General features: G+C 72.7%; 21 protein-coding genes and 1 pseudogene. 9 read left to right on the top strand and 13 right to left on the bottom strand.

Annotated elements, in window-relative coordinates:
• Window positions 1-190: 190 nt before the first annotated feature.
• Window positions 191-1,174, top strand: a complete 984-nt coding sequence (locus tag ACFZBU_RS05710) for a Gfo/Idh/MocA family oxidoreductase (RefSeq protein ID WP_391582205.1) — start codon at window positions 191-193, stop codon at window positions 1,172-1,174.
• A 60-nt stretch (window positions 1,175-1,234) separates the two neighbouring features.
• On the opposite strand, the gene map is transcribed toward ACFZBU_RS05710, so the two are convergent.
• Window positions 1,235-2,002 carry a type I methionyl aminopeptidase gene (gene map / locus ACFZBU_RS05715; RefSeq protein ID WP_391582206.1) on the bottom strand — a complete coding sequence of 256 codons (768 nt, stop codon included), beginning with the start codon at window positions 2,000-2,002 and terminating at the stop codon, window positions 1,235-1,237.
• Window positions 2,003-2,050: 48 nt separating this feature from the next.
• Between map and ACFZBU_RS05720 the strand changes: the two genes are divergently transcribed.
• Window positions 2,051-2,317, top strand: coding sequence for a helix-turn-helix domain-containing protein (locus ACFZBU_RS05720; RefSeq protein WP_391582207.1), 267 nt, complete (start codon window positions 2,051-2,053; stop codon window positions 2,315-2,317).
• A 235-nt stretch (window positions 2,318-2,552) separates the two neighbouring features.
• Here the strand turns inward: ACFZBU_RS05720 and ACFZBU_RS05725 are convergent, their stop codons facing one another.
• Window positions 2,553-3,707, bottom strand: coding sequence for a hypothetical protein (locus ACFZBU_RS05725; protein ID WP_391582208.1), 1,155 nt, complete (start codon window positions 3,705-3,707; stop codon window positions 2,553-2,555).
• A gap of 348 nt (window positions 3,708-4,055) precedes the next feature.
• Here ACFZBU_RS05725 and ACFZBU_RS05730 point away from each other — a divergent pair, with 348 nt between their 5' ends.
• Entirely contained in the window at window positions 4,056-4,919 is an 864-nt protein-coding gene (locus tag ACFZBU_RS05730; RefSeq protein ID WP_391582209.1) for a phosphotransferase family protein, read from the top strand.
• An 85-nt stretch (window positions 4,920-5,004) separates the two neighbouring features.
• Here ACFZBU_RS05730 and ACFZBU_RS05735 read toward each other — a convergent pair whose 3' ends face one another.
• Window positions 5,005-6,612, bottom strand: coding sequence for an MFS transporter (locus tag ACFZBU_RS05735; RefSeq protein ID WP_391582210.1), 1,608 nt, complete (start codon window positions 6,610-6,612; stop codon window positions 5,005-5,007).
• Window positions 6,613-6,813: 201 nt separating this feature from the next.
• On the opposite strand from ACFZBU_RS05735, the gene ACFZBU_RS05740 reads away from it, so the two are divergent.
• Complete coding sequence (locus ACFZBU_RS05740; RefSeq protein ID WP_391582211.1) at window positions 6,814-7,506, top strand: TetR/AcrR family transcriptional regulator; 693 nt, start codon at window positions 6,814-6,816, stop codon at window positions 7,504-7,506.
• Here the strand turns inward: ACFZBU_RS05740 and ACFZBU_RS05745 are convergent.
• A pseudogene (locus tag ACFZBU_RS05745) lies at window positions 7,457-8,223 on the bottom strand (HAD family hydrolase). The gene ACFZBU_RS05740 and the pseudogene ACFZBU_RS05745 overlap by 50 nt on opposite strands.
• A 95-nt stretch (window positions 8,224-8,318) precedes the next feature.
• Between ACFZBU_RS05745 and ACFZBU_RS05750 the strand changes: the two are divergent.
• Window positions 8,319-9,161, top strand: a complete 843-nt coding sequence (locus tag ACFZBU_RS05750) for an SDR family NAD(P)-dependent oxidoreductase (RefSeq protein WP_391582212.1) — start codon at window positions 8,319-8,321, stop codon at window positions 9,159-9,161.
• Window positions 9,162-9,374: 213 nt separating this feature from the next.
• A complete protein-coding gene (locus ACFZBU_RS05755) occupies window positions 9,375-10,202 on the top strand; it encodes an MOSC domain-containing protein (protein WP_391582213.1) in 828 nt (275 codons plus the stop codon).
• A gap of 84 nt (window positions 10,203-10,286) precedes the next feature.
• On the opposite strand, the gene ACFZBU_RS05760 is transcribed toward ACFZBU_RS05755, so the two are convergent.
• A complete protein-coding gene (locus ACFZBU_RS05760) occupies window positions 10,287-10,895 on the bottom strand; it encodes a helix-turn-helix domain-containing protein (RefSeq protein WP_391582214.1) in 609 nt (202 codons plus the stop codon).
• Window positions 10,896-10,957: 62 nt separating this feature from the next.
• Between ACFZBU_RS05760 and ACFZBU_RS05765 the strand changes: the two genes are divergently transcribed.
• The gene (locus ACFZBU_RS05765; RefSeq protein WP_391582215.1) at window positions 10,958-11,629 is read left to right on the top strand and encodes a B3/4 domain-containing protein; all 672 of its coding nucleotides are present in this window, start codon (window positions 10,958-10,960) and stop codon (window positions 11,627-11,629) included.
• A 4-nt stretch (window positions 11,630-11,633) separates the two neighbouring features.
• On the opposite strand, the gene ACFZBU_RS05770 is transcribed toward ACFZBU_RS05765, so the two are convergent.
• From ACFZBU_RS05770 to ACFZBU_RS05800, 7 genes are all read right to left on the bottom strand, one after another.
• Complete coding sequence (locus ACFZBU_RS05770) at window positions 11,634-12,056, bottom strand: YchJ family protein (protein WP_391582216.1); 423 nt, start codon at window positions 12,054-12,056, stop codon at window positions 11,634-11,636.
• Window positions 12,057-12,090: 34 nt separating this feature from the next.
• Complete coding sequence (locus tag ACFZBU_RS05775; protein ID WP_391582448.1) at window positions 12,091-12,600, bottom strand: TetR/AcrR family transcriptional regulator; 510 nt, start codon at window positions 12,598-12,600, stop codon at window positions 12,091-12,093.
• Window positions 12,601-12,674: 74 nt separating this feature from the next.
• Entirely contained in the window at window positions 12,675-13,934 is a 1,260-nt protein-coding gene (locus ACFZBU_RS05780; RefSeq protein ID WP_391582217.1) for an MFS transporter, read from the bottom strand.
• 180 nt (window positions 13,935-14,114) lie between these two features.
• The gene (locus ACFZBU_RS05785) at window positions 14,115-15,566 is read right to left on the bottom strand and encodes a M1 family metallopeptidase (RefSeq protein WP_391582218.1); all 1,452 of its coding nucleotides are present in this window, start codon (window positions 15,564-15,566) and stop codon (window positions 14,115-14,117) included.
• Window positions 15,567-15,752: 186 nt separating this feature from the next.
• Window positions 15,753-16,598, bottom strand: coding sequence for a siderophore-interacting protein (locus ACFZBU_RS05790; protein ID WP_391582219.1), 846 nt, complete (start codon window positions 16,596-16,598; stop codon window positions 15,753-15,755).
• A gap of 140 nt (window positions 16,599-16,738) precedes the next feature.
• The gene (locus ACFZBU_RS05795; protein ID WP_391582220.1) at window positions 16,739-17,515 is read right to left on the bottom strand and encodes an SGNH/GDSL hydrolase family protein; all 777 of its coding nucleotides are present in this window, start codon (window positions 17,513-17,515) and stop codon (window positions 16,739-16,741) included.
• Window positions 17,516-17,568: 53 nt separating this feature from the next.
• Window positions 17,569-18,174 carry a class I SAM-dependent methyltransferase gene (locus ACFZBU_RS05800; RefSeq protein ID WP_391582221.1) on the bottom strand — a complete coding sequence of 202 codons (606 nt, stop codon included), beginning with the start codon at window positions 18,172-18,174 and terminating at the stop codon, window positions 17,569-17,571.
• Between the two features lie 220 nt (window positions 18,175-18,394).
• On the opposite strand from ACFZBU_RS05800, the gene ACFZBU_RS05805 reads away from it, so the two are divergent.
• Window positions 18,395-18,823: a response regulator gene (locus ACFZBU_RS05805; RefSeq protein ID WP_391582222.1), complete on the top strand. Its 429-nt coding sequence runs from the start codon at window positions 18,395-18,397 to the stop codon at window positions 18,821-18,823.
• A gap of 55 nt (window positions 18,824-18,878) precedes the next feature.
• On the opposite strand, the gene ACFZBU_RS05810 is transcribed toward ACFZBU_RS05805, so the two are convergent.
• Window positions 18,879-19,907: a TetR/AcrR family transcriptional regulator C-terminal domain-containing protein gene (locus ACFZBU_RS05810; RefSeq protein ID WP_391582223.1), complete on the bottom strand. Its 1,029-nt coding sequence runs from the start codon at window positions 19,905-19,907 to the stop codon at window positions 18,879-18,881.
• A gap of 217 nt (window positions 19,908-20,124) precedes the next feature.
• Between ACFZBU_RS05810 and ACFZBU_RS05815 the strand changes: the two genes are divergently transcribed.
• Entirely contained in the window at window positions 20,125-21,777 is a 1,653-nt protein-coding gene (locus ACFZBU_RS05815; protein WP_391582224.1) for an MFS transporter, read from the top strand.
• Window positions 21,778-21,944: the final 167 nt, after the last annotated feature.

The raw sequence follows: 21,944 nt of genomic DNA on the forward strand, positions 1-21,944 counted from the left end.
CGGTGGTGGGTGTGTTCGAGGGCACCACTCGGTCGGCCCTGTCGGAGGTCACTCGTTCGGGGACGCGTGGGTGGGCTCTGCCGTGGGCTCTGCCGTGGGCTCTGCGCGGGTGCTGCGATGGCTGCGGGACGGGCGCTGCGGTGGGCGAAGTGTCTGCCGCTGCGGAAACGGCGATGGGGCCGGTCGTCGGGTGCGGGCGGGCCGGTGGGATGGTCGAGGGGAGCGGATGTCGGAAAGGGGAGCAATGCGGGTCGGCGTGCTTGGGGTCGGGCGGATCGGGGCGTTTCACGCGCGGGCGCTGAGTGGGATGGAGGCGGTCGAGCGGGTCGTGGTCGCGGACGCGGACCACGCGCGGGCCGAGGCGTTCGCCGCGCGCGCCGGGATCGAGGCGGTGCGGGTGCCCGAGCTGTACGGCGGGATCGACGCGGTCGTGATCGCGGCGCCGACGGCGGTGCACGTGGAGCTGTTGCGCCGGGCGGCGGACGCGCGGTTGCCGATCCTGTGCGAGAAGCCGATCGCACTCGACCCGAAGATCGCGCGTGAGGTCGTCGAGTACGTGCAGGCCCGCGGCGCGGAACTCCAGGTGGGCTTCCAGCGCCGGTTCGATGCGATGTACCTCGCGGCTCGGGCGGCGGTGCGCGCGGGCACGCTCGGCACGCTGACCAGGGTGCACGCGGTGAGCGTGGACCGCCTGCCGCCGCCGCCCGAGTTCGTGCCGACCTCGGGCGGCATCTACCGGGACACGCACATCCACGACTTCGACATCGTGCCGTGGGTCACCGGCGTGCCGATCGTCGAGGTGACCGCGATCGGCGCGAACCGGGGCGCCGCGGTGTTCCGCGAACACGACGACGTGGACGTGTCCGCGGTGCTCTTCCGCCTCGCCGACGGCACCCTCGGCACCGCGCACGCGGGTCGGCAGCACGAGCCGGGATACGACGTACGCCTCGAACTGGCGGGCACACACGGTACGCACGCGTGCGGCGGCGTCACCGAGGGCGACTTCCTGACCCGATTCGGCGACGCGTACCGCGCGGAACTCGCCGCGTTCGTCGCCATGGCCGCAGGCCGAATTCCCAGCCCGTGCCCCGGCCCGGACGCCCTCGCCGCCCAGGTCGTCGCCGAGGCGTGCGTGGTGTCCCGCCGGGAGGGACGCCCGGTGCGGGTGGGATAGCTCCCCGCCCGCCCCGAACTCGATCGCCTGGGCTCGACGCCCGCTCGGGGCGGGCCCTGGCTACGGAAGGGTGAGGATCCGGGGGCCTTGCTCGGTGATGGCGATGGTGTGTTCGAAGTGGGCGGCTCGGGAGCCGTCGGCGCTGTGGATGGTCCAGCCGTCCTTGGCGGTGAAGCAGCGGTCCTTGCCGCCGGCGATCAGCATCGGCTCCAGAGCCAGGGTCATCCCCGGGCGCAGCAGCATGCCTCGACCCGGGCGGCCCTCGTTGCGTACGTGCGGGTCCTCGTGCATCGTGCGGCCGATGCCGTGGCCGCCGAGATCCTGCGGCATGCCGTAGCCGGCGTCGCGGGCGGCCGCGCCGATCGCGGCGGAGATGTCGCCCAGGCGTCCGCCAGGCACGGCCGCCGCGATGCCCGCCTCCAGCGCGCGCCGGGTCGCGGCGATCAGGTCGGTGTCGCGCGGCCGCGGTGTGCCCACGGTGAAGGTGATCGCGGCGTCGCCGGTCCAGCCGTGCAGCGTCGCGCCGAAGTCGACGCTCAACAGGTCGCCGTCGCGCAGCCGGTAGTCCGTCGGGATGCCGTGTACCACCACGTCGTTGACCGACGCGCAGATCACGCCCGGGAACGGCACCGGAGCGAACGACGGCTTGTAGCCCAGGAACGGGGATGTGGCTCCGGCCTCGCGCAGCACCGCGTGCGCGACCTCGTCCAGCTCCTTGAGCGACACGCCGATGGCGGCGACCTTGCGGGTCGCCTCCAGGGCGTTCGCCACAATCCGGCCGGCCTCGCGCATCGCGGCGATTTCGGCTCGGGTTTTGATCTCGACCACGACGTCCCCTCCTGGACCAATTCTTATACCGGTATTAGTATCACGAGCATGGTACGAACCCCATTGACCCCGCTGGAGCGCGAGCGCGGCCTGCATCTCGGTGCGTTGTTGCGCAGCGCACGCGGTGAGCGCAGCATCGGCCACGTCGCCGTCGCGGCGGGCCTGTCCCCGGAAACGCTGCGCAAGATCGAGACCGGCCGCGCTCCCACGCCCGCGTTCTTCACGATCGCCGCGCTCGCCCTCGAACTGGGTCTCTCCCTGGACGAGGTCGCCGCGGCCTGTGTGATCCCGGATCCGGGCGCGCTCTCCGCGTAGGGCCGATCGGGGGGCTCGGGCTCAGTCGGCAGGAGCCGCCCGGTCGGCGGATCAGCGCTCCCCGTCGGCCCGCCGCGCGCCGATGCGGCGCAGCGGGCCGACGGCTCACCCGAGGGGCGGGCCGACGGCTCACCCGAGGGGCGGGCCGACGGCGCACGCGCGGGAGCTGGGCGACGGCTCCCCGCGGAACGCGGAATGCCCTGCTGCGCCTCCGCCCGCTCCCGCCCGCCCTCGGTCAGCGGCCCGCTCGTGCGATGCCGAGCAGTTCGCGACCCCGTTCCGGAGTGCACAGCGGGCCCAGGACCGGGTCGCCGAGCAGCGCGACCGGCGCGATGTGATCCGGTCCGAGCGGCTGCCAGTGCACCAGCCCGGCCAGCACCGTGCGCCACGCCGCGTCCCCCGCACCGGACTCGGCCGACGCGCGCGCCTGCGCGAGCACGTCCGCCCACGGGCCCTTCGGGCCGCCATCGTTCGGCGCCGCGCCGTCGAACCGCTCGCGCAGCTCGTCCAGTTCCCGCTCGAAGATGCTCCGCGCCAGGGCCGGCCGCCGCTCGCCGCGGTCCAACGCGCCGAAGGCCGGCACCAGTTCGCGGCCGATCAACACGCGTCGGGCCGGATCGTCCTGTTCACCGCGCACGATCGTGGCGAAGGCCCGTTTCGCCTCCACCGATCCGCCGAGCAGCGCGTGCAGTTGGAAGCGCAACAGCTCCGCCCGAAAGCGGCCGAACGCACTGCCCTCCTCGAACACCGCGAGCGGCTCGTCCACCGCGCCCGCCAGGCAGGCCACCCTGGCCTCCTCGATCCGCGCCTCCCACGCCCGGGACGTCGCGTTGTCCGGCTTGCGCAGCCGGTGGAACGAGCGGTACTCGTTCCGCATCAACGCGGCGAACCCGGCGTAGCGCCGCGGCGCGTCACCGGTCCACGAGGCGTGGAAGTACGCCGTCCACTCCCCGTCGGCGTCCACCTCGCCCGGATCCAGCAGCAGCACCGCGGCGTCCCCCTCCAGCGAGATCTGCACCGCACGGCCGAAGACGGCGCGGAAGTGCTCGTCCTCCTCCAGGCCGAGCAGAATCCGGCACCACTGGGGGGACGACTCGTGGAACCGGCCGACCTGCTCGGTCGAGCCCAACGCGTAGATGAACTCGCCGACGTTGCGCCACCCGTCGCTGACCGCCAGGAACGAGCGGTACGACGGCGGCAACGGCTGTGCCAACCGCTCCTCCAGCGCGCGGATGCGCTCCTCGCCGGCCGGCTCGAACCCGAGCCAGCCCGCCGCCCGCACCGACTGCGGGAAGACCTCCGCCTCCTCCGGCTCCAGTGCGTCGATCCACTCCTCGCTCCACGTCCGCAAAAACGGAAGCCAGTCCATCCCACTCACCCGATCCCCCATGCATGCCACTGTTCGAACACATAGTCCGGCGGCACCAGATCCTGCCAACGATCGGTGACGGGCGTTGCGTCGAGGGCCGTTCGGGGCTCGGGTCGTGTCGTCGGACCAGGGTCGACGCGGGTCCGGCGAGGGCCGGGCGAGCGCCGCGACGCCGAACATCGCCGCCGGTCGCGACGCCCTCGAGCACGCCGTCGGGCAGCGGGGGGATCGAGGTCGACGGGTGTGCGGTTCGAGCTCGGCGGTGATCCTGGCAGGCTTGGCCTCGGATCGCCACGTGGTGGCCGAGGCGGCGACACCGCGGCTCGGTCTCGCACGTGGAGCGACCCCCGACGAACAGGAGCCCCGTCCGTGCCCGTCCCCATGCCGAACGACGAGACCCTCGCCTGGCTGCGCGACATCGTCGGCGACGTCCCGATCGAGCCCATGGGCGAAGGTGCCAACCGGCTCTACGTCGTCGGCGACCTGGTCCTGCGGGTCTTCCACGACGCCGATCGGCTTGCCGTCGACCCGTGGTACCGGCCGGAGCGGGAGGCCCGGGTCCTGCGGCTGCTCGCCGACACCGCCGTCCCGGCGCCGGAGCTGATCGCGGCCCGACTCGACGGCGCGACCCCGGCGCTGCTGACCTCGCGTCTTCCCGGCACACCCGCGCCGCCCGCCGATCCGGCCGTACTGCTGTCGTGCGCGGCCGAGTTGCTGGCGGCCATCCACGCGGTGGACCCGACCGATGCCGACCCGGTGGAGTACACGCCCTACTACGACCCGGCGGTCGACGGTGCGCGGACCGTGCCCACCTGGACCACGCGCCCGCACGTGTGGCAGCGGATGTTCGCCGCACTGTCCGAGCAACCCCCGTACGCCGCACCCGGTTTCATCCACCGGGATTTCCACGCCGAGCAACTCCTGTGGCTGGGCGAGCGGATCGCCGGTGTCGTGGACTGGACCACCGGGTGCGTCGGTCCGCGCGGCATCGACCTGGCGCGGTTCCGGCTCAATCTCGCGCTGAGCCACGGGGTGGCCGTCGCCGTGGACTTCCTGCCCGCGTATGCGAAGGCGGCCGGCCGGACCGACGACCACCACCCCTACTGGGATCTGCTCGACGCGGGCGACGCGCTGCTCGACTGGCCGGAGCCGGAGACGCGCGAGGAACTCGTCGAGTGGCAACGCTTCGAGGCGTGGGTGGGACGCGCGGTACGGACCCTGCCGAGGGGCTGACCCGGCCGAGGAGCCCGCGGCCGGGGTCCGGGCAGCCGCCGGGGCGGTCGACGCGAGGTCGACCGCCCCGGCGCCGTACGGTGGCTCAGCCCACCGACTCCTTCTCCCGCTCCGGCGTGTCCGCGCCCGTCACGTCCGCGCGCGCCGCCTGGGTGCGGGCGCGGTTCGGCAGGATCAGGCCGACCAGGATCGTGCCCACCGCGAGCACGATCCCGCCGACCAGGCTGGTGTGCGCGACCGCCTGGGCGAACGCGTGGTCGGCGGCCTGGACCAGCGCGTGTGCCTGCTGCGGGCCGGCGACGTGGCCGACCTGCTCGGCCGCGGCGAGCGCGCCGCCGATCGAGTCCTTGGCCACGTCCATCGCGGCCGGCGGCAGCTTGCCGTCGACGGCCTTGGTCAGCTCCGACTCGTACGAGGTGGCCAGCACCGAGCCCAGGATCGCGATGCCCAGTGCGCCGCCCAACTCGACCGCGGTGTCGTTGACGCCGCCGCCCGCGCCCAGTTCGTTCTCCGGGAACGAGCCCATGATCGCCTCCGTGCACGGCGACACGCTCAGCCCGATCGCGACGCCGAGCAGCAGCAGCGGGGCCAGGAAGTCGCCGTAGCCGGAGCCGTCCGAGATGCGCGTCATCAACAGCACGCCGATCGTGCCCAGCGCCATGCCCGTGGTCACCGTCACCCGCATGCCCAGCCACGGGGTGAGCCGCCCGGTGGCGATCGCGCCCAGGCACACCGCGCCGGCCAGCGGCAGCAGTCGCACGCCGGTCTCCAGCGGGGTGTAGCCGAGCACGAACTGCAGGTGCTGGGTGAGGAAGTAGATCGCACCGAAGGTGCCCAGGAAGAACAGCAGCACGGCGAGCATCGAGCCGGAGAACACCCGCTCGTTGAACTTGCGCAGGTCGAAGATCGGGCGCGGGTGCCGCAGTTCCCAGGCGATGAACGAGGCCAGGCCGAGGACGAAGACGACCAGCGCGGTCACCGGACCGGCGCCCCAGCCGAAGTGCGGGCCCTCGATGATTGCGTACACCAGCGAGCCCAGCGTCGCGATCGACAGCGCACCGCCGACCAGGTCGAGCCGGCCGTAGTCGTGCGCCTTGGACGGCGGGACCACGAACAGTGCGGCGACCACCGCGATCAGCGCGACCGGCACGTTGATCAGGAACGTGGAACCCCACGCGTGGCTCTCCAGCAGCCGGCCCGCGAGCAGCGGGCCGAGCGCGATCGCCAGGCCCGAGGTCGCCGTCCACGCGGTGATCGCCTTGGCCCGCTCGTTGCGCGGGAAGGACGCGACCAGCAGGGACAACGTCGCGGGCATGATCACCGCGGCGCCCAGACCCATCACCGCGCGGGCGATGATCACGCCCGAGGTCGAGTGCACCAGCGAACCGCCGATCGAGCCCGCGGCGAAGACGAGCAGGCCGGTGATCAGCGCACCGCGCCGGCTGTACTTGTCGCCGATCGCGCCCAGCACCAGCATCAGCGCCGCGTACGGCACGGTGTAGGCGTCGATCACCCATTGCAGGTCGCGACCGGTCAGGCCCAGGTCGCGGGTCATGTCGGGCGCGGCCACGATCAGCGACGTGTTGGCCATGACGATGATCAGCAGGCTCAGGCAGAGCACGCCCAGGGCCCACCAGCGGCGGGAGTACGGCCGCTCCATGCGATCGACCGGCGTGGTGGCGAATACGGACATCGGAACGCCTTTCGGAGCAGGCGGCCGGCGCAGCCGCAGTATTTGCACAACGATGTGCAATTTAGTTGATTGCACAATGCTGTGCAAATAAGCTGGAACGAGTCGGTGCGAATCGGGTGATTCACCGACTCGCTCCGGGTGTCGGTGCCGTCGGGAGCGGATTTCTGGCAGGCTCCAGGTCACCCCAGGAAGGAACGCGCGATGCAGACGACACCGGGAGCCCGGCAGGCTCCGGCCGCGGCCGGCCGTGCGGAGGCGGGCGCCGCCACGCCGCCGCGCCGGCGCCACGCGCAGTCCAACCGGGAGCGCATCCTTGCGGTGGCCCGGACCGAACTGATCCGGGACGCGGACGCGTCGATGGACGACATCGCGCGGGCGGCGGGCGTGGTGCGGCGCACCGTGTACGGGCACTTCCCCAGCCGTGAGGCGCTGGTCGCCGGGCTGGCCGAGGAGGCGCGGCGGGACATCCTGGGCGCGGTCGAGGGCGCGATGCGGGACGGGGACTCGCCCGAGGAGGCGGTGGCCCGCTTCGATCTCGCCGCCTGGCGCGGCGGCGACCGGTATCGACTGCTGATCAGCTTCGCCCAGCGCAATCTGGGCGACGGCGGGATCCCGGCGATGCTGGCCCCCGTGCGGGACCGCTCGATCGAACTGATCGCCGCGGGTCAGCGCACCGGAGTGTTCGCCGACCACCTGCCCGCGCCGGTGCTGGCGGTTGCGCTGGAGGGGATGTGTGTGGCGCTGCTCCAGGCGGTGAACGCGGACGTGCGGGTGACCGCAGTGGACCAGGCGGTGGCGTCGCTGGTGGCCCTGGGCGTACCGGCCGCCCGGGCGACCGAGGTGGTCACGCGCGTCGCGGCCTCGGACGAGGCCGAGGCGGCGGACGGGGCTTAGGCCGGCGCTCGACGCGGGCTGTTTCGCCGATCACGCCGACGGCGTGGTCTCCCGGGGGGACCGGGTCGGTGATCAGGGCGGGCAGGTCGCGCATGGACTTGAACACTGTGGTGCCCGCGCCCTCCAGCAGGTGTGGTGCGATCAGGTCGCTCGCGTAGGCGAACGAACGCATGCCGGCCGCCCGGGCCGCGAGCAGGCCGTTGATGCTGTCCTCGACCACGACGCACTGCTCGGGGGCCACCCCCATGCGGGCCGCGGTGTGCAGGAACACGTCGGGCGCGGGCTTGCCGCGGGCGACCTCGTTCGCGCTGAAGATCGGCCGGCGAAGCGGTCGTACAGGCCGGTGCGGCCCAGGGTGTGCGCCATCTTGTCGTGGCTTCCGCTGGAGGCCACGCAGGTGGGCAGGCCGAGTTCGGCGAGGGTGTCCACCGCGTACTCGATGCCCTCGACCGGACTGAGCGCGGTGTCCACCTCGATCCGGTGCAGGCGCTCGAAGCCGCGCGTCCACTCGGCGGCGGCGTCCGCCCCGACGCGCTCGGCGATCTGCTCGGCGATCGACACCGAGGAGCGGCCCACGAACCGCTCGATCACCTCGGCGGGGGTGAGCGGCCGGCCGTGCTCGGCGCCGAGTGCCACGTGTACGCGGATCGCGATCGGTTCGCTGTCCACGAGGACGCCGTCGCAGTCGAAGATGACGAGTCGAACAGAGTTGATCACGAACGGAGAGGGCCGCGGGCTGTCGGGGGCGGACCGGGTGGAGTTCCCGTGAAGATTTACTGGATTCTGTCAAGGTAATCCGGCATGGTCGGCGCATGCCTCACCACACTCCCGTTGCCCTCGTCACCGGCGCCAGTCGCGGTATCGGCCGTTGCGGAGCCATCGCCCTGGCCCGCGCCGGCTACGACGTGGTGCTCACCGCCCGCACCGTGCACGAGGGCGAGGGTCGCGGCGGGCCCACCTCCTCCACGGCGGACCCGACGCCGTTCGCGATCCCCGGCAGCCTGGAGACCACCGCCGGCGAGATCGAGGCGCTGGGGCGGCGGGCACTGCCGATCCGGATGGACCTGATGGACCGACGCTCCATCCTCGACGCCTGCGACACGGCCCTGGACACCTGGGGCCGGGTCGACCTGCTCTTCAACAACGCCATCCACCAGGGACCCGGTGCGATGGATCGGATCCTCGACCTGCCGATCGAGGCCGCACAGAACCTGCTCGTGGGCAACTACCTGCACCAACTCGTACTGATCCAGCGGCTGTTGCCGCACTTGCTCGAACACCCGCGCAGCCACGTGGTGAACATGACCTCGGGCTCGGCCCGACTCGACCCGCCCGGCCCGGCCGGCGCGGGCGGCTGGGGCGTCGCCTACGCCGCGTCCAAGGCCGCGTTCGGGCGGGTCGCCGGCGTACTGCACGCCGAGTATCGCGAGCGCGGGCTGCGCGCGTTCAACGTCGACCCCGGCTTCGTGCTCACCGAGTCGCAGAAGGCGCGCGGATCCAGCGGCCACCTCCAGGCCAACTTCACCGCGGCCGGCCCCGAGATCCCGGGCGAGATCGTCGGCTGGCTCGCCACCGCCGCCGACGCCGATCGCCACGCGGGCAAGACGGTGTTCGCACAGCGGGTCTGGAAGGAACTGCACCCGACGGAGGCGTGAGCGCTCGAACGCCCCGGCCGTCGCGTCACCGCGTGGGGTCGTCGTCCCGCCCGAGCGGCCGAGTGCGCCCCGGCGCGGTCGCGTCGCGTCGTGTCGCGTCGGCCTCTCGGGCGGGAGGCACGAGCGGCCGGCGCGACACGGCGAGGCGGGCGCGGCGCCGGTCGCCGGGTGGTCGGCGCGGCCGAGCGGGATTGCCGTCGATAGGGTCGAGCCATGGCCACAGTCGTCGAACTGATCTGCTATCCGATCAAGGGCTGCGCCGGCACGTCGTGCGATCGGGCCCTGCTGACCCCCGCCGGGCTCGCCCACGATCGTGCCTTCATGGTGGTCGACGCGGACGGCGTCTTCCGTACCCAGCGCCGCGATCCGCAACTGGCGTTGATCCGCCCGGAGATCGATGCCGGCGGCGAGCGCCTGACGCTGCGCCGGCCCGGCGCCGACCCGGTGACGATCGACGTGGACACCAGCGGCCCCCGGCGCGACGTGCACCTGTTCGGCAACCCGTTCCGGGGCATCGACCAGGGCGACGCGGCCGCGCACTGGCTGTCCCAGGCGCTCGGTGCGGACAGCCGGCTGGTGCGGGTGCCGCCGGAGCACGAGCGGGTGACCGACGGGGCGATCCCGGGCACGGCCGGCTATGCCGACAGCTCGCCGCTGCACGTGCTCTCGCGCACCTCGCTTGATTTGCTCAACGCACGTCTCGGCGAGGGCGGCGCGCCGTCGCTGCCGATGGCCCGCTTCCGGCCGAACGTCGTGGTCGAGGGCTGGGCCGACCCGCACACCGAGGACCGGGTCCGCCGGTGCACGGTCGGCGAGGCCGAACTCGGCTACGCCAAGCTCGCGATCCGCTGTGCGGTGACCCTGGTGGACCAGGACACCGGAACCAGGGCGGGCCCCGAACCGCTGCGCACCTTCGCGGGTTACCGGCGCGCACCGCAGGGCGGGGTGGCCTTCGGCGGCAAGTTCGCCGTGCTGCGCCCCGGCAAGGTGGCGGTCGGCGACGAACTGGTCGTCACCGAGTGGGGTACGGCCGAGCTGTAGCACGGCGGCCGGTCGGGGCCGGTTGCCGTGGCCGCGTACTCGGCCGGGGCGTCGGGTCGGCGGCCGATCGCCGCAGCGGTGTGCTCAGCCGAGGTCCGATCGGCCGGGCAGGAGTACGACGCCGACGAACCGGGCGGTGTTCGCGCCGTCGTTGCGGTAGGTGTGGGCCCGGTCGGCCGCGAAACGCGCACATGCGCCGGCGGCGACGTCGACGGGTTCGCCGGCCACCACCAGGGTGAGGATGCCGTCCAGGACGGTGACCAGTTCCCGCACGCCCGCGCCGTGCGCCGCGCTGACGTGCGCGTCGCCGGGAGCCAGCGTCCAGCGCCACAGCTCGGCCGACACCGGCGGATCGCTGCCGATCAACAGGTCGCCGTGGCCGCCGTGTTCGCCCTGCCACAACCGGGTGCCGGCGCCTGCCGGAACGACCTCGACGAGCGGCGCGGGGGCCCGGTCGACCAGGCCGGTCAACGGCAGTCCGAGTGCGTCGGCGATCCGGGCCAGGGTGAGCACGCCCGGGTTTCCCCGCCCCTGCTCGACACCCACGAGCGCGCCCTTGCTCAGGCCGCTGCGGGTCGCGAGCGCCTCCAGGGACCACCCGCGCGCGGTGCGGGCGGCGCGGACGTTGGCCGCGATCGCGCGGCTGACCGCAGTTTGACCGGGGTCGGCCAACGGGTCATTATTCTGCTCCATGCGGTTCACTGTAGTGGACCACGGCCCGATCGGGCCGACCGCCTGCGGAGGAGAAACCAAACGTGCTCACGACCATCACCATCGACCCGGCCGTGCACGCGCTGCGCCCGGACGCGGTCGTCCTGGCCCTGGTCGCCACCGGTCTGCCGGGCGGCCCGAGCGACGACGCCTCCCGCGCCGCACTGGCCGAGGGGACCCTGTCGCTGCCCGCGACCCCGCCCGAGGAGCACCCGAACATCATCGCGTGGCGGGAGGCGTACCGGGCCTTCGGCGCCAAGCCGCAGCGCACCCGCTGCTCGGTGGAGGCGCTGATGCGGCGCGGCGGGCTGCCCGAGGTGAACCGCCTGGTCGACCTGTACAACGCGGTCTCGGTGCGCCACGTTCTCCCGGTCGGCGGCGAGGACCTGTCCCGCTACCGCGGCGCGGCCCGCCTGCTCCGGGCCGAGGGCACCGAGCCGTTCGAGGTCCTGGAGGCCGGGGTGCCGGCGATCGACCATCCCGCGCCGGGCGAGGTGGTGTGGTGCGACGACGAGGGTGTCACCTGTCGCCGATGGAACTGGCGTCAGTGTGTGCGCACCCGAATCACCGAGGACACCACCGAGGCGCTGTTCCTGTTGGAGCGGCTGGCGCCGATGACGCCGGATGCACTGCACGAGGCGGGCGAGGACCTGACCGAGCGGCTGCGCGACCTGTCCCCGGCGGTGCGGATCGAGAGCCGGCTGATCGGCGCCTGAGGCATCAGCGGGGCAGCGGTCCGACGTACACCCAGGCACCGTCGTGGCGGACGAACCGGCTGTGTTCGCGCAGCGTGTCCCGGTGCCCGTGCTCGCGGTAGGTCGCGATGAACTCGACGGTTCCCTCCTGGTGGAACGGTCCGCCGCCGGTGCTCGCGAGCACCTCCAGGCCCAGCCACCGGGTGTGCTCGTCCGAGTCGAGCCGCTCCGGCCGGGTGTCGGGATGCCAGGTGCGCAGCAGGTAGGCCGTGTCGCGTACGGCGAACGCGCTGTAGCGCGAGCGCATCAGCGCCTCGGCGGTGGGCGCCGGGGAGCCGGCGTGCCGGGCGCCGCAGCAGGCGCCGTAGGTGTCGGGCAGGCCGCACGGGCACGGCGAGCCGGCGGTGACGACGGCCTCGGATCGGGGGCGTGGGGTGCGTCGGGACATGACCCGATTCTGGCCCAACCAAAGCGCGTCCCGCCTACCCGGTGTGCTCCGGCGGCGATGGTGCCAGGCACGGGCCGGGCAGCAGGTCGCGGATCATCGCCTCCCACTCGTCGGTGCTCGGCGGCGCGTCGGTGAGCAGGGCCTGGATGAGCAGGCCGTCCAGGGCGCCGACGAAGACCCGGACCCGAACCGGATCGGTGGTGAAGCGCAGCGCGAAGTCGGTGACCGCGGCCATCCAGTGGTCGGTGGACTCGCGCAGCTCCGGTCGCCGGGCGGCGAGCAGGAACAGCTCGTACTCGGCGACGAGCAGGCCGGGCGAGGTGCAGATGTGGTTCAGGTGTTCGGCCAGCGCGCACCGGGTGTCGCCGGGGGCGGCGGCGATCGAGCGCACGTGGATCGCGTCCGCGGTCATGCACGACGTGAGCGCCGCGGTGAGCAGGTCGTCGACCCCGGCGAAGTAGTACGTGGAGGCGCTGGTCGGCAGGCCCGCCTCGCGCGAGACGGTGCGATGGCTGACCCCGGCCGCACCGTAGCGCTCGACCACGCGCAAGGTGGCCTCGATCAGTGCCCGACGGCGGCGTTCGCCCTTGGCTCGGCGGCCGTCGACGGCTTCCTCGATCAGCGGGACTCACCTTCTCGTACGGGGGTGGCACTGGGCAGCGAGCCGCTGTGCGCGACGGTGGTCCCGCTCGCGCGCGGGGCGGTGCGGCGCAGCACACGGTATCCACCGAGGGCCGCGGACGCGGCGAGCAGGGCCGCGCCGGCGGCGACGCCGAAGCCCGCCCGGGCCCCGAAGTGGTCGACCACCATGCCGGACAGCGAGGAGCCGGCCGCGACGCCGATGCCGATCCCGGTGGTGGTCCAGGTCATCCCCTCGGTCAGTCGGGTGGGCGGGACCAGGCGCTCGACCAGGCTGACGGTCAGGATCATGGTGGGCGAGATCGACATGCCCGCGACGAACACGGCGGCCGCGAGCGCGGGCAGGCTGCCGACCAGCAGCAGCGGCAGGATGGTGACGGCGGTGCAGCCGACGCTGATCAGCAACATCCGGGGCAGCGGGGCGGCGAACTTGAAGGCGCCGAAGGCGATCCCGGCCAGGCAGGAGCCGGCCGCGTAGGTGGCCAGCACGAAGCTCGCGGAGCCGCGTTGGCCGTGCTCCTCGGCGAACGCGATGGTGACCACGTCCACGGTGCCGAAGATCGCGCCGATCGCGACCAGGGTGACCACGAGCACCTGGAGGCCCCGGATACGCATCACCGACGTGGTCTTTCCGGCGACGCGCGGGTGCGGCGGGGGCTCGGTGCCGCGCTGCACGGTGAACAGCAGCACGCCGATGGTGAAGAAGACGATCGCGGCCAGCGGGCCGGCCTCGGGGAACGCCGCGACCGAGAGCTGCACGGCGATGATCGGGCCGAGGATGAAGCACAGTTCGTCCACCACGGACTCGAACGAGAACGCGGTGTGCAGGTGCGGCGAACCCCGGTACAGGACCAGCCAGCGAGAGCGGACCATGGCGCCCATGCTGGGCATGCAGCCGGCGGGCACCGCGCACGCGAACAGGGTCCAGTCCGGGGCCTCGTAGCGGGCGCAGAGCAACAGCACACCCATCGCCAGGACGCTGACGGCGGTGGCCGGGACGAGCACCCGGCTCTGGCCGTAGCGGTCCACGAGGCGCGAGATCTGCGGTGCGATCAGTGCGGTGGCCAGCGCGAACGTGGCGGCCACGGCGCCGGCGAGGCCGTACTCGCCGCGCAGTTCGGAGAGCATGGTGACGATGCCGATGCCGGTCATCGAGATGGGCATGCGGGCGATGAAGCCGGCCGCCGAGAATCCCTTGGCGCCGGGCGCGGTGAAGATGTCTCGGTAGGGGTTGCGCACGGGGGTTCCCGTCGATAGAAACATAAAGTGGGACGTTCGTTCCAGTTTCTATCACGGGACGTGCGGCACGCCAAGCCGCTTCGCACCCCGACCCGTCCCCGCTCGACGCCGCATGCGGCCCGACATGCCGACGCGGCGGCCGGCCCGTCGCCGGCCGCCGGATCAGCGGATCGGGTCGGGTCAGGCCGGGTCGACCGTCCAGTCGGGGTGACCGGGCATCGGCGGCGTGTGGGCGCCGTACACCCACGGGTTCAGGAACGGGGCCAGGTCGCGGTGGGCGATCTCGGACGCGAGTTCGATGTAGTCGGTCGTGCCCGCGGTGCGGCCTCGGTAGCGGGTGGTCCAGGCGCGTTCGATCCGGGCGAAGGTGTCCGCGCCGACCTCGGCGCGCAGCGCGTAGAAGACCAGCGCCGAGCCGTCGTAGCGCATGCGCTTGAACAGATTGGGTTCGGTGGGCTCGGCCGGCGCGCCGGTGTCACGGCGCCAGATGTCGTGCTGCCGATAGGCCTCGCGCATCAGCGCCTCCATGTTGGCGCCGCCGTTCTCCTCGCTGTAGACCCGCTCGTAGTAGCGGGCATGCCCCTCGCTCAGCCACAGGTCGGACCAGCGCTCCATGGCCACGCTGTCGCCGGTCCACTGGTGGACGAGTTCGTGCACCATGTTGCGTTCGGCATTGATCCTGTCGCCGAGCAGGTCGGCCTTCGGGATCAGAGACAAGGACTGGGTCTCCAGCGCGACGCCGAGGTCGGTGTCCGCCACGAGCAGCCCGTAGCTGTCGAACGGATAGGGACCGAGCCTGCTCTCCACCCAGGCCAGGTGACGGGGCGTCAGCGCGCGGTACTGCTCGACCCGGTCGACCAGATCCGGCGGGACCGCGTCGCGCAGCCGGGTGCCGTCGGCGGCCTTGCCGTCGATCAGCGTGTACTTGCCGACGGCAAGCTGGAAGAGCTGGCCGGCCACGGGTTGCCGGCTGTCGTAGGTCCAGCGGGTGCGGCCCGGTGCGGCCCGACGCTTGTGGGTGAGAGCGCCGTTGGACAGTGCGACGAGGTCGTCGGCCGCGGTGATGTTGACCGTCGTACGGGTGCGCAGGCTGGGATGGTCGTTGCTCGGGAAGATCATCTTGGCGCCGTCGGGCTGCGGGTAGATCACCGTGCCGTCGGGTGTGGGGATCCAGCCGAACGTCTCGATCGCGTCGTCGCGGTGCCGCTGCTGGGTGGGATCGGCGGTGTACTCGACCCGCACCGTGAACGAGCGCCCCTTGCGCAGCGGCCGGGCCGGGGTGATCACCAGCTCGTCACCCTCGCGGGTGGCGGTCGCCGGCCTCCCGTCGACCGTGACGCGGCCGAGCGTGTTGCCCGCGAAGTCCAGGTCGAACCGGGACAGTGCCTGGGTGGCGGTGGCCTGCATGGTGGTGGTCGCCGGGAACGCCGTGCCGGGCGCCTGCCAGTCGAAGTCCAATGTGTAATGGTCGGCGCGGTAACCGCCGTTGCCGCTCAGCGGCAGCAGCGGGTCGCCGATGCCGGGTGCGCCGGGAGTGGGCCGGGCGTCGCTCGCGTGCGCGCCGGCTGCGCCGGCCGCGGTCAGGATCAGGGCGGTCGCGATGGCGAGGAGGGCGTGTGGTGGACGTCTCATGCGCCCCACCCTGTGCCGGCTTCGTCGCTCGCGGTAGTGCCCGACGCGCGCTTTCACCCGGGTGGCGTGGACCATTCCGGGGGTTTGCCGCAATTGTCGGCAGCCGGAGGGGTGAACGGTCGCACGCACCCCGTCCGCGGCCCGGGACCGTTGCCGGATCCCGGGCCGCCGACCGTCGGGCGTGGGTCAGGCGCGCTGTTCGGCGGCGCGTTCGGCGGCCTTCTCGGCGGCCTTGTCCGCCTGGAAGCCGTCCTCGTCGCGGCCCTTGCGCCAGTAGCCGGAGAAGGAGATGTCGGCGCGGTCGACCCCGCGCTCGTCGACCAGGTGTCGGCGCAGCTCCTTGACCACGCCGGCCTCGCCGTGCACGAACGCGTGCACCCGACCGGAGGGGAAGTCGAGCTTGCGCAGCGCTTCGAGCAGACCGGGGCCCGCGTCGCGGGTGATCCAGGTGAGGTCGAGATCCAACTCGGGGTGGGTGGCCGGCGGCGTGCCGGTCGGGGCCTCGGCTGCGGTGCCCACCTCCAGGAGCGCGATCGCCTTGGCCGCGGCGGGGAGCCGCTCCAGCGAGGCGCTGATCGCGGGATACGCGCTCTCGTCGCCGATGAACAGGTGCCAGTCCGCCTCGGGGTCGGGCGCGTAGGCGCCACCGGGGCCGAGCAGGCGCAGCGTGTCGCCGGGGCGGGCGTTCGCCGCCCACGGACCGGCCAGGCCCTCGTCGCCGTGGTGGACGAAGTCGATGGTCAGTTCACCGGTGTTCGGGTTGTTCGCGCGCACCGTGTAGGTACGGGTGCGCGGCCAGTCCTCGCGCGGGAGTTCGGCACGGATGACCTCCATGTCGAACGGCTCGGGGTAGGTCACCCCGGGCACCGGGAAGAGCACCTTGACGTAGGCGTCGGTGTAGCCGTTGTCGGTGAAGTGTCGGTATCCGTCGCCGCCGGCGACGATCCGGACGAGATGCGGGCCGACCCGCTCGCTGCTGCGCACCTGGAGTTCGATCAGTTTGCGGGTCTTGCGTACCGGGCGTTCCGCCATGGAGGTTCTCCTCACCTGCACTGTGCGACTGGTGCCGTGCGACTGCTGCCGTGCCAGTTAGGTAAACCTAACCTGTACGGGGCGTCGGCGGTTCCCCCGGGGTGCATCTCTTGTGCCCGGTGTGCCCGGCCGGCACGGGTTCACCGCCACGGGGTGAGGTCGGCGCGCTTGGGCGGGCGGCCGTCGCCGGAGGAGCGACCGGTGGCCCGGCGGGCGAGCCACGGGCCCAGGTGGGTCCTGGCCCAGCGCACGTCGGCGCGCCGGCGATCCGTCCAGGCCTGCGGCGCGGCGGCGGGCAGCGGCGCGCGCCAGTCGTACTCGACGGGCAGGCCCAGGGCCTGGGCGGTGGCCTCGGCGACCCGGCGGTGGCCCTCGGTGGACAGATGCAGACGGTCGTCGGCCCACATGCGGGGGTCGTCGAACACGCGGGCGGTGAACAGGTCGACGACGGTGGCGTCGTGCCGCGCGGCGACGGTGTCCACGAAGGCGACCAACTGCTCGATCCTTGGCATCAGTCGGGCCGAGGAGCGCAGCCGGCGGGTGGGGTCGGTGCTGCGGAACAGCACCAGATGCGCGCCGCCGGCGGCGAGCTTGGCGGCGGCCTGTTCGAACACCGCGCATACCGCGCCGACATCGCAGCGCGGACGCAGCACGTCGTTCAGGCCGCCGGCAAGGGTGATCAGGTCGCCGTCGAGTGCGACGGCGGTGTCGACCTGTTCGTCGGCGATCTGCCGGATCAGCTTCCCGCGCACGGCGAGATTGGCGTAGCGCAGGGTCGGCGTGTCGAGGGACAGGCGGTCCGCGAGCAGGTCGGCCCAGCCGCGGTAGCTGCCGTCGGCGGCGAGATCGGACATGCCCTCGGTGAAGGAGTCACCGACCGCGACGAAACTCGTGAAGGTGGGATGTGGTGTGTGCATGGCCGGAAAAGCCTAGCCGCCGTCGGCGGTGCGCCCGCTACTCGGCGGCGCACTCAGCGGCGACGGGCCACGCCGAAGAAGTAGTCGCCGAGCAGGGACTTGCCGCCGATCACGTCGAGCCCGTGCCGAGGGAGCTCGTCGAGGAAGTCCCGCTCGCCGAACCGGTCTTCGGTGGGGTGGTCGAACAGGAACGCGAGGCTGGGTCGGGCCAGCGCGCGAGCGGTCATCTCGGAGAAGTAGAACCGGCCGCCGGGGCGCAACACCCGCCCGATCTCGGCCAGGCACGCCCGCCAGTCGGTGATGTGGTGCACGATCGCGAAGTCGAAGACCGCGTCGTAGCTCGCATCCGCCGCGCCGATGCCGGCCCGCAGGTCGGTGGCCGAACACTCGACCAGCGCCACCCGGCTGTTGCCGTGCCAGCGCCGCCGGGCCCTGGCGAGCGACGCGGAGTCCAGGTCGATGCCGTCCACCCGGGCCGCGCCGAACCGGTTCAGGATCAGCTCGATGCCCCTGCCGGTGCCGCAGCCGATCTCCAGGGCGTGCGCACCGGGGTCGAGCCGGCCGCCCAGGCGCAGAAGCAACGGCGTCTCGTACCAGATCTGCGGGGCCCGGCGGAGGGGGCTGGCGACGACGATCTTCTCGACCGTGTTCATCCGCATGGCGTACTCCCCCTGGTTGCCGTGTGTGGCCGGCGCACCACGATGGGCCATGTCGTGGGCGGCGTCAAGGATGTGGGCGGCGGGTTCGGTGCGCCCACCTGTGCGACGCGCGGGAGGCGTTAGCCTTCGGGCGTGGGTCGGTGGTGAGAGCGCGCCGAATTCGCCGAGTGATGCCGGTCCGGGGCGCGGGTCGGTCGGGGCTGTGACCGAGGTGGGTGCGATGAGCCGGACCACGATGACCGGGACGCTGACGGTGTTGCTGGTGGAGGACGACCCGGGCGACGCGTTGATGATCGAGGAGGCGCTGCTCGATCGGGACGGGGGACACACGTTGTGCCGGGCCGCGGACGGCATGGAGGCACTGGAGTGGCTGCGCACCCACCCACGGCCGGACCTGGTCATCCTGGACCTGAACATGCCCCGGATGGACGGCCGCGAGTTGTTGTCGGCGATGAAGGCCGACGAGCGGTGGCGGACGATCCCGGTGGTGGTGCTGACCACGTCGGCCGCGCCCGACGACGTACGGCGCAGCTACGATCTGCACGCCAACGCGTTCGTGACCAAGCCGGTGGAGTTGGAGTCGTTCCTGGCGGCGGTGCGCGGCATCGACGAGTTTTTTCTGCGCTTGGTGACCCTGCCGCGCGGGTGAGCGGTGGTCGACGTCCCGCCGTGCGGGCGCGGCTCGCCCACCCGGTCGGGGCCGCTCACTCGGTCGGGGCCCGCTCGGTCGGGGGCACCAGCAGGGCGATGCCGTTCAGCAGGCGATCGAGCCCGAAGTCGAACAACGAATCGAGATCCAATTCCAACCCCGGTTCGTTCAGCGCGGCGGCGTACATCGGGAAGTTGCCGCTGCGCAGGATCAGGTCCATCGTCTCGTCCTGCGCCTGCATCCACTCCTCACTGGAGATGCCGGTGGCGCGCTCGGCCTCGAATTCGGCCGCGATGTTGACGGCGGTACCGCGTACGTAGTTCAACATCGTCACCGCGATGTGCATCATCACCCTCGGCGGCAGCCCGGTGAACTCGGCCATCGCCCATTCCACATGCGCCATGCCGCGCACGGTCGGCAGTGGGCGGGTCATCGACATGACCTGGGCCAGCCACGGATGCCTGCGGTACATCCCCCATTGCAACCGGGCCGAGGTCTCCAGCCGGGCCCGCCAGCCCACCCGCCCGTGGGACGCAACCGGCAGTTCGGCGAACGCTCTGTCGGCCATCGCCGCGAGCAGGTCCTCCTTGCCGGGCACGTGCCGGTACAGGCTCATCGCGGCCACGCCCAGTTCGGCGGCGATCTGGCGCATCGACACCGCGGCCAGGCCGCGTTCGTCGGCGATCGCCACGGCCGCCGATACGACGCGCTCGTGGGTGAGTTCGGCATCGGTGCGCGGGGGGTGCGCGGGCGGTACGGCGATGGGCGCGGCGCGCGGGCGCGGCCGGCCCGATCGGTCGGGGCGATCCGGGTGGTCGGCGACGACGGTGCCGATGCCGCGTACGGCACGGACCAGGCCGGCCTTGCGCAGTGCGGTCAGGACCTTGGTCGCGGTGGCCATCGCCACGCCCCACTCGGCGGTGATCGCCCGGGTGGAGGGGACCCGGTCGCCGGGCCGCAACTCGCCGCTCTCGATTCGGCGGCGCAGTTCGGCGGCGATCCGGGCCGAGGGGGTGGCCGGGGAGACGGGGGCGGTGGGCGTTGCCGGTATCGCCGGTGTCGCCGGTGTCGTGGGGCGGGGCATCGGGGCCTCCGGGCGGTCGGACGGTGCACTAGGGCAGTACTCGGTGCACTATAGGGCACACAGTGCCCGGTCGGCTAGTGCACTGGTTTGGTGCACTACTTTGTGAAGCCTTTATCCATCGCTGATTGCGCGCCGTTGCGCCGGTCGGTCGACCTTGTTTACTCTGTACGCGTTCGACGCCGTACGCCGTACAGTGCATCAGTGGGGGAGAGTTCCAGTGGCGATCATCGAGACATCCGAGCGGCCCGGGTCGGTGCCGTTGGCGGGGCGGCGGGAGTGGGTCGGGCTGGCCGTCCTGTTGCTGCCCCTGCTGCTGGTGAGCATGGACGTGTCGGTGCTCTACTTCGCGGTGCCGTTCATCGGCCGCGCGTTGGAGCCCACCGGTACGCAGCAGTTGTGGATCCTGGACATGTACGGATTCGTGCTCTCCGGCCTGCTGATCGTGATGGGCGCGCTCGGTGATCGGATCGGCCGGCGCCGCCTGCTGCTGGTGGGCGCGGCGCTGTTCGGCGGTGCGTCGCTGGTGGCGGCGTACGCGCACAACGCGGAGACGTTGATCGCGGCCCGGGCGCTGCTGGGCGTGGGCGGCGCGGCGCTGATGCCGTCCACCCTCGCGTTGATCCGCACCATGTTCGCCGACCCCAAACAGCGCGGAACCGCGATCGCGCTCTGGACCGCCGTGCTGACCGGCGGCATCTCGCTCGGGCCGATCCTGTCCGGCCTGCTCGTCGAACACTTCTGGTGGGGCTCGATCTTCCTGATCAACGTGCCGGCGATGGCGATCCTGCTGTTCCTGGTCCCGGTGTTCGTGCCGCGCCATCGGGGCCTCGCCCAGGGGCCGTTCGACCTGGTCGGCGCGGTGTTGTCGCTGGGCACGCTGCTGCCGGTGGTGTACGGGATCAAGGAGATCGCCCGCTCCGGCGCGGCCACCCTCCCGGTGCTGAGTATCGGCTTCGGGCTGATCGTCGGCGCACTGTTCGTGCGTCGCCAACTCACCGCCGCGCACCCGCTGTTGGACCTGGAACTGCTGCGCATGCGGGCGTTCGGCGGGTCGGTGGTGGCCAACGTGTTGTCGATGTTCGCGATCGTGGGCTTCGCCATCTTCACGACGCAGTATCTGCAATCGGTGCTCGGGATGAGTCCGTTGCGGGCCGCGCTGTGGAGTCTGGTGCCCTCGGGAGCGGTGGCGGTGGCCACTCCGGTGGCCACCGTGCTGGCCCGGCGGATGGACCGGGCGTGGGTGATGTGCGGCGGGTTCGTGCTGGGCGCGGGTGGCTTCACGATACTGGCCGGAGCTCGGCCGGACTCCTCGTTGGGGCTGCTCCTCGGCGGGGCGGCGGTCTACGCGGCGGGCGTGGTCGCCGTGATGACCCAGGTGACCGAGATGGCGATGGGCGTCGCACCGCCCGATCGTGCCGCGTCCGCCTCTGCGGTGTTGGAGTCGGGGAGTGAACTGGGCGGCGCGCTGGGCATGGCGCTGCTCGGCACGATCGGCGATGCGGTCTACCACCGCGCGATGACGGACACCGCGCCGAGCGGCCCGGCCCGGGAGACGCTCGGCGGCGCGCAGGCGGTCGCGGCGCACCTGCCGGAAGACTCCGGACGGGCGCTGGTGCACTCGGCCCGGGAGGCGTTCTGCGACGGGATGAGCGCGGCGGCGATCGGGGCGGCGGTGGTGATGGTGGTCGCGGCGGCGTACTGCGCCCGGTTCCTGCGGGGTGTGCCCCTCGCGAACGGTGATGCTGCGGTGGAGGACGTGGCTTCGGGGTCGGGGTCGGGTTCGGGCGTGGGCGCGGGCTCGGGTGACGGTTCGGGCGGGGTGGACGGCCGGGCGGCGGTTGCGGTGGGGGAGACATCCGACGTGCGGTGAACGGGCGGGGGGCGGGGGGGGGGGCCCCCCCCCCGGGGGGGGGGGGCCGGGCCCCCCCCCCCCCCCCCCGGGGGGGGGGCCCGGGGGGGGGGGGGGGGGGCGGGGGGGGGGGGGCCCCCCCCCCCCGCGGGGCCGGGTCCGGGCGGCCGGCCCCACCCCGGTGGGGT

This window comes from Embleya sp. NPDC008237 (assembly GCF_042956465.1).
GTDB lineage: Bacteria > Actinomycetota > Actinomycetes > Streptomycetales > Streptomycetaceae > Embleya.

Excerpts from the sequence above, each read along its gene's own strand:
- ACFZBU_RS05720 (WP_391582207.1), top strand. The coding sequence starts at position 2,051 with ATGGTACGAACCCCATTGACCCCGCTGGAGCGCGAGCGCGGCCTGCAT.
- ACFZBU_RS05725 (WP_391582208.1), bottom strand. The coding sequence starts at position 3,707 with ATGGGGGATCGGGTGAGTGGGATGGACTGGCTTCCGTTTTTGCGGACG.
- ACFZBU_RS05735 (WP_391582210.1), bottom strand. The coding sequence starts at position 6,612 with ATGTCCGTATTCGCCACCACGCCGGTCGATCGCATGGAGCGGCCGTAC.
- ACFZBU_RS05740 (WP_391582211.1), top strand. The coding sequence starts at position 6,814 with ATGCAGACGACACCGGGAGCCCGGCAGGCTCCGGCCGCGGCCGGCCGT.
- ACFZBU_RS05750 (WP_391582212.1), top strand. The coding sequence starts at position 8,319 with ATGCCTCACCACACTCCCGTTGCCCTCGTCACCGGCGCCAGTCGCGGT.
- ACFZBU_RS05755 (WP_391582213.1), top strand. The coding sequence starts at position 9,375 with ATGGCCACAGTCGTCGAACTGATCTGCTATCCGATCAAGGGCTGCGCC.
- ACFZBU_RS05760 (WP_391582214.1), bottom strand. The coding sequence starts at position 10,895 with ATGGAGCAGAATAATGACCCGTTGGCCGACCCCGGTCAAACTGCGGTC.
- ACFZBU_RS05770 (WP_391582216.1), bottom strand. The coding sequence starts at position 12,056 with ATGTCCCGACGCACCCCACGCCCCCGATCCGAGGCCGTCGTCACCGCC.
- ACFZBU_RS05785 (WP_391582218.1), bottom strand. The coding sequence starts at position 15,566 with ATGAGACGTCCACCACACGCCCTCCTCGCCATCGCGACCGCCCTGATC.
- ACFZBU_RS05790 (WP_391582219.1), bottom strand. The coding sequence starts at position 16,598 with ATGGCGGAACGCCCGGTACGCAAGACCCGCAAACTGATCGAACTCCAG.
- ACFZBU_RS05795 (WP_391582220.1), bottom strand. The coding sequence starts at position 17,515 with ATGCACACACCACATCCCACCTTCACGAGTTTCGTCGCGGTCGGTGAC.
- ACFZBU_RS05800 (WP_391582221.1), bottom strand. The coding sequence starts at position 18,174 with ATGCGGATGAACACGGTCGAGAAGATCGTCGTCGCCAGCCCCCTCCGC.
- ACFZBU_RS05805 (WP_391582222.1), top strand. The coding sequence starts at position 18,395 with ATGAGCCGGACCACGATGACCGGGACGCTGACGGTGTTGCTGGTGGAG.
- ACFZBU_RS05810 (WP_391582223.1), bottom strand. The coding sequence starts at position 19,907 with ATGCCCCGCCCCACGACACCGGCGACACCGGCGATACCGGCAACGCCC.